Origin of the sequence: uncultured Cetobacterium sp., from assembly GCF_947038635.1 — a bacterium.
In the GTDB taxonomy this organism is placed as follows: Bacteria; Fusobacteriota; Fusobacteriia; order Fusobacteriales; family Fusobacteriaceae; genus Cetobacterium_A.
In genome coordinates, this window is record NZ_CAMQXC010000136.1 from 1 (window position 1) to 5,619 (window position 5,619).

Sequence of the window (5,619 nt, forward strand, 5' to 3'; positions counted from 1 at the left end):
GGAGCTATCGAGGAAAATATTGAATTTAAATTAGGAAATGGAATTAGTAGAATAATTAAAGATGAGAACAACAGAATTTCTGGATTAGAGATAAAGAAGTGTTTAAGTCTATTTGATGAAAATGGAAACTTCAATCCTCAATTTGATGAGAATGTAAAAGAGATTATAGAGATAGATACACTTGTATTTGCTATCGGTCAAGGAGTAGATAACTCATTTGATGCAGATAAAAAATTAGCAACAAGAAGAAATGGAACTTTCGAATCTGATAAATTAACTATGCAATCTGCAAGTAATGAAAAAGTTTTCGTAGCTGGAGATTGTGCAAATGCATTTATTGTTATTGAAGCAATGGCAGAGGGAAGAAGAGCTGCTAAATCAATTGATAGATTCTTAAATGGAAAGAATTTAGAAGAGGGAAGAACAATAGAATCTGAGGGAGGATATAAAACAAAATTATATCTACCAACTGAGTATTTACCAGAAGGATGGGATGCTGCTGAAAAAGCTGAAAGAGTAGTTCCTGGAACAACTGATGGAAATGAAAGAGTTAAAAACTTCTCAGAAGTTGAAAGAGTATTTACAAAAGAGGAAGCTACAAAAGAAGCTAGCAGATGTTTACAATGTGAGTGTAAGCTTTGTATGAAAGAGTGTATAATGTTAAATGATTATACTGATTGTCCAAAGACTTTATTTAAAGAGTATATTGAAAAAGGTTGCGAAGAGATGGATGCTAAAATAGCTTATTCTTGTAATATGTGTGACCAATGTACTTTAAAATGTCCAAAAGATTTTGATATTAAATCAAACTTTGGTGCTATGAGAAGTGAGTATATTAAAGATAATGGTGGAAAATCTCCAATGAAAGGGCATAAAGCTATAGAGGTTCACCAATATTTAGGATATTCTAAAATGTTTAACACAACAAATGCAGCTCCAAACGGAAAGAAAACAAAATATGTATTCTTCCCAGGATGTTCTTTACCATCATACAACTCAGTTGCTGTTGGAAATATTATGGATCACTTACAAGATAAATTAGGTGGAGAAGTTGGTTCTCTATTAAAATGTTGTGGAAAACCACCTAAAGCTTTAGGACAAGATGATCTATTTAAAGAGAGATTTAAATCTGTTCAAAAAGAATTAGATAAAGTTGGAGCTGAAACTGTTATTGTTGCATGTCAATCTTGTTACGGAATATTTAATATGTACGCAAAGCAAAATGTAGTATCACTTTGGGAGTTATTACCAGAGATTGGATTACCTGAATCTCAAATCGGTGTAGGAAAAGGTTCAGATGTTAAGTTTAATATTCATGATTCTTGCTCAATTAGAAAGCAAACAAAAATCCATGATGGAATTAGATGGATTATGTCTGAGTTAGGATATGATGTAGAGGAGTTAGAAAACTCAAGAGATAAAACAAGATGTTGTGGTTTTGGTGGGATGATTGTTCCAGCTGTACCAGAAGTAGCTAAAAAAGTTATGGATAGAAGAGCTGCAGAAACAACAACAGGACATATGGTAACTTACTGTGCTGCATGTAGAGAATCTATGGAAAAAGGACATACTGATGCTCTTCACATAGTTGATTTAATATTTGGAGATAAATATGATAAATCAAAAGCAAGTAATAGAAATATGGGACCAGCAAAACAATGGTTAACAAGATATAAATCAAAAATGGAACTTAACAAAAGAAAATAAATATAAAATCTGGAGGATTAAAGTGAAAAGAAGTTTAATTTTAGGATCATTATTATTATCAATGGTAGCTTTTGGAAAAGATTATACTCAGTATAAAAGTGACAAATTAGTTAGCGGTGAAGTTGCAAAGCAAATGATAGAAACAGATAAAAATGTTGTAGTTATAGATGTAAGACCAGAAGCAAAGTTTTTAATTGGAAATGTTGAAGGTTCTTATAATATGTGGAGACCAGATATGGAGCCAAAAGATAAAAGATATGGTGAAATTGGTGGAATGAGAGCTTCTAGAGAAGAGATGGAAACTGAATTAAATAAAATGGGTGTTACTAAGGATTCGACTTTAATTTTAATTGGTGACAATTTAGATGAGTACAGACTTTGGTGGATACTTGATATGTATGGAATGGACAATGTAAAAGTTGTTGATGGTGGATACTCAGCTTTAAAAGATGCAGGAGTTAAAACAAAATTTGGAAAAGAAGCTGCTGAAAAGCAAGGGGATTTTAAATTTTCTAACAATCCAGACAAAGATACTTTAGCAACAATAGAAACTGTGGAAACAGCAATAAATAATCCAGCAGATGTTATAGTAGATACAAGAAGTAAGAAAGAGTTCACAGGTGAAGATCTTAAAAAAGGTGCAGTTGTAAAAGGAAGAATTCCAGGAAGTGTTTGGGTAGAATGGACTGAAGCTTTAAATAGCGATAAAACAATGAAATCTTATGATGAGTTAGTTGCACTTTATACTAAACAAGGAGTAACTCCAGATAAAGAGGTATTACCTTATTGTCAATCAGCAGTAAGATCTGCACATACAACATTTGTATTAAAAGAACTTTTAGGATATCCAGTTGTTAAAAACTACGATGGGTCTTGGATTGAATGGTCTTATGCAGCAAAAGATGGAAAAGTAAAAGTAGAAACAGGAGAGTAAAATGAGCCAGAAGAAAAACCCTATTAAATTAATAATAATAGTTTGTATTTTAGCAGCTGTTATATTTGGATTAGCAAAATCAGGAGCTTTAGAATATTTAAAAGATAGACAAAAATTAGAAACATTGATTAAAAGTTTAGGAATGTGGGGACCAGTTGCATATATTGGATTATACGCAGTTGTAACTACAACATGTATATCTGTATTACCTTTAACTTTAGCTGGTGGATTAATATTTGGTGCAGTAATGGGAATTATATACACAGCGATAGGAGCATGTTTAGGATTATCTTTAGCATTTTTAATAGCAAGATATATTGCTAGAAAACCTATTGAAGAAAAATTTGGAAAAACAGAAGCTTTCAAAAAAATAAATGAAGGTGTAAAAAATGATGGTTGGTTTATTCTTGCAACGACAAGATTATTACCAGTATTTCCTTTTGGAATTCAAAACTATGTTTATGGTTTAACTCCAATTAGTTTTATTCAATATTCTTTATTATCAACGATATTTATTTTACCAGGAACATCAGTGTTTGTATTATTAGCAGGAGCAGTTGCTTCAGGAGATATGAAAACAGCTGTTAAGATGTCAATAACAGCATCACTTATATTCTTTGGATTAACAATGATTACAAAATTAATTGCAAAAAAAGCAAAGAAAAACTCGTAAGAAAATAATAAATAAGTTATAATAAATAAAGGGGAGAAAGGTATCTCCCCTTATTTATTAATTGGTAGGAGGAGTAAAAATGGGAAAAAAAATTAAACTACTTACACTTTCATTGTTAGTTTTAGGAGTGCTGACAAGTTGTAATAAAAAAGAAAATAAAGATGTAAACATTTATATGTGGGGTGGATCTAAAGAGATTAATACTTTTATGGATGATGTGGTTGCTCCTAAAGTATTGGAAAATGAAAATATAAATTTAAAAAGAGTACCTATTGTAGATATAAAAGATGTTGTAAATAAATTAATAATTGAGAAACAAGCTGGTAAAAAAAATGGAGTTATAGATGTTTTATGGGTAAATGGTGAAAACTTTAAAGCTCTAAAAAATGCTGGAGTTTTAACAGAAAATACTTTAGGAAGCATTAAAAATAAAGATTTATTAAAAGAGAGTACAACAGTTAAAGATTTTGGAGAAGACATCAATGGATTAGAGGTTCCTTTTGGAGAAGCTCAGTTCAATTTTATATATAATACTAAAAATGGTGAGGTACCATTTACTGGTTGGGAGACTTTAACAGAGTATGTAAAAAAGAATCCTGGGAAATTTACTTATCCAAATGCAAGTAATTTTACAGGAAGTGCTTTTGTAAGAAACATAACAATTGATATGTTAGGTTATGATAACATTCAGAAGATGACTCCTGAAGAGTTTAAAGAAAATTTAAATATAGTTTGGAACTATTTAAATGAGATTGAGCCATATTTATGGAGAAAAGGGGAAACTTACCCTGAATCAGAGGGGAAATTAGATTTATTATACTCAGCTGGAGAGGTTGACGTAACTATGGGTTACACAATAAATAAAGTTAACTCTAAAATAGAATCAGGGGATTATCCTGAAACATCGAAAAGTTTTTTATTAGACAAAGGAACTCTGTTTAATAATCACTACTTAGCTATACCTGCAAATGCTCAAAATAAAGATGGTGCTTTAGCAGTAATAAATCAATTAGTATCACCAGATTTACAACTATTAAAACAAGAGCCTAAAAACTGGGGAGATTTTACAATTTTAGATATGAAAAAATTGCCTCCTGAAACAGTTAAAAAGTTTTTTGATTTAAATAAAAGTGGAAAAATTCCATCTCTAGAGGAGCTACAGGAAAAAAGAGTTATGGAATTAACACCTGATAAGCTTACAATTATAGAAGAGGGATGGCTAGAGAACGTTGGAAAAAATTAAAAAATTTATATATATAATGCCCTTTTTATTATATATGACGTTTTTCTTTCTATATGGTCTTTACTATGTTTTTATGACCTCTTTAGGTTACAACAGAATTTTAAGTGATTCTTGTTTTACTTTGCACTATTATAAAGATGTTCTTCATTCAAAAGAGTTTTACGAAAGTTTAATATATACTATAAAAATAAATAGTATTGCTGCTTTTTTAGCTTTTATCTTAACTATTGCTGTTATATTTCTAGTTTTTTTAAGTAAGAGAAAAGGCTATTTTTATACAAAGTTTTTTCAAAAAGTTATTGAAGCACCAGTATTCGTTCCATATTTAGTAAGTGCATATGGAATATTACTTCTACTTATGAGAAGAGGAGTAATAAGTAATTTTTTATTGAAATTAGGAGTAATATCTTCTATGGATGAGTTTCCAATATTGACAAATGATCATCACGGAATAGGGATAGTATTAACTTATGTTTGGAAGGCTCTACCTTTTATGACTATGATGAGTCTTCCTGTAGTTTTTAGAGTAGATAAAAAATGGGATTCACTAGGAAAAATATATAATCTAAGTAATATTGAATTTTTTAAAAAAATAGTTTTTCCATTAGTTTTTCCAACTTTAAGCATCAGTTTTTTTATAGTTTTAACATATCTTTTTGCAGCCTTTGAAACACCATATATTTTAGGAGTTACACATCCTAGAGTATTATCTGTATTGGTGTTTGATACATATACAAAAGGTAGCTTAGATCTAAGAGGAAAAATAATGGTTATGAATATTTTAATATCAAGTATAAGTTTATTGTTTGGTGGAATAATGTGTTTAGCTTTAAAGTTTTTTACAAAATTCCAAGAAAGAGAGTGGTAAAATGAAAAAAGTATTTTTATGGATTACATATTTTTTACTATCTCTAATATTTTTATTGCCTTTCATTGGAATATTTTTAAATAGTATGAACTTTAAAATGTGGAAATATGTTTTAACTTCAGGACAAACTTATAATAGTTTATTAACTACATTTTTAGTTGCACTAATAACTATGTTTATAAATTTTATAATAG

At 29.6% G+C, this 5,619-nt stretch carries 6 protein-coding genes; all 6 read left to right on the top strand.

All coding sequences use genetic code 11. The features are described 5' to 3' along the window. Window positions 1-1,707 (top strand): heterodisulfide reductase-related iron-sulfur binding cluster (locus tag Q0V08_RS10320; RefSeq protein WP_297434509.1); only part of this gene is annotated, 1,707 nt, incomplete at its 5' end. Between the two features lie 22 nt (window positions 1,708-1,729). Continuing rightward, window positions 1,730-2,641 (top strand): rhodanese-like domain-containing protein, encoded by a 912-nt coding sequence (locus Q0V08_RS10325; protein ID WP_297434511.1) that lies wholly within the window; start codon window positions 1,730-1,732, stop codon window positions 2,639-2,641. 1 nt (window position 2,642) lies between these two features. Beyond that, complete coding sequence (locus Q0V08_RS10330; RefSeq protein ID WP_297434513.1) at window positions 2,643-3,314, top strand: TVP38/TMEM64 family protein; 672 nt, start codon at window positions 2,643-2,645, stop codon at window positions 3,312-3,314. A gap of 79 nt (window positions 3,315-3,393) precedes the next feature. Next, complete coding sequence (locus Q0V08_RS10335; RefSeq protein WP_297434515.1) at window positions 3,394-4,557, top strand: ABC transporter substrate-binding protein; 1,164 nt, start codon at window positions 3,394-3,396, stop codon at window positions 4,555-4,557. Continuing rightward, complete coding sequence (locus Q0V08_RS10340; protein ID WP_297434517.1) at window positions 4,544-5,425, top strand: ABC transporter permease subunit; 882 nt, start codon at window positions 4,544-4,546, stop codon at window positions 5,423-5,425. The genes Q0V08_RS10335 and Q0V08_RS10340 overlap by 14 nt, the downstream gene beginning before the upstream one ends. A 1-nt stretch (window position 5,426) precedes the next feature. Next, window positions 5,427-5,619 (top strand): hypothetical protein (locus tag Q0V08_RS10345; protein WP_297434519.1); only part of this gene is annotated, 193 nt, incomplete at its 3' end.

Bases quoted from the DNA above. Each gene is read 5' to 3' on its own strand.
- Q0V08_RS10335 (WP_297434515.1), top strand. From the start codon at position 3,394: ATGGGAAAAAAAATTAAACTACTTACACTTTCATTGTTAGTTTTAGGA.
- Q0V08_RS10330 (WP_297434513.1), top strand. From the start codon at position 2,643: ATGAGCCAGAAGAAAAACCCTATTAAATTAATAATAATAGTTTGTATT.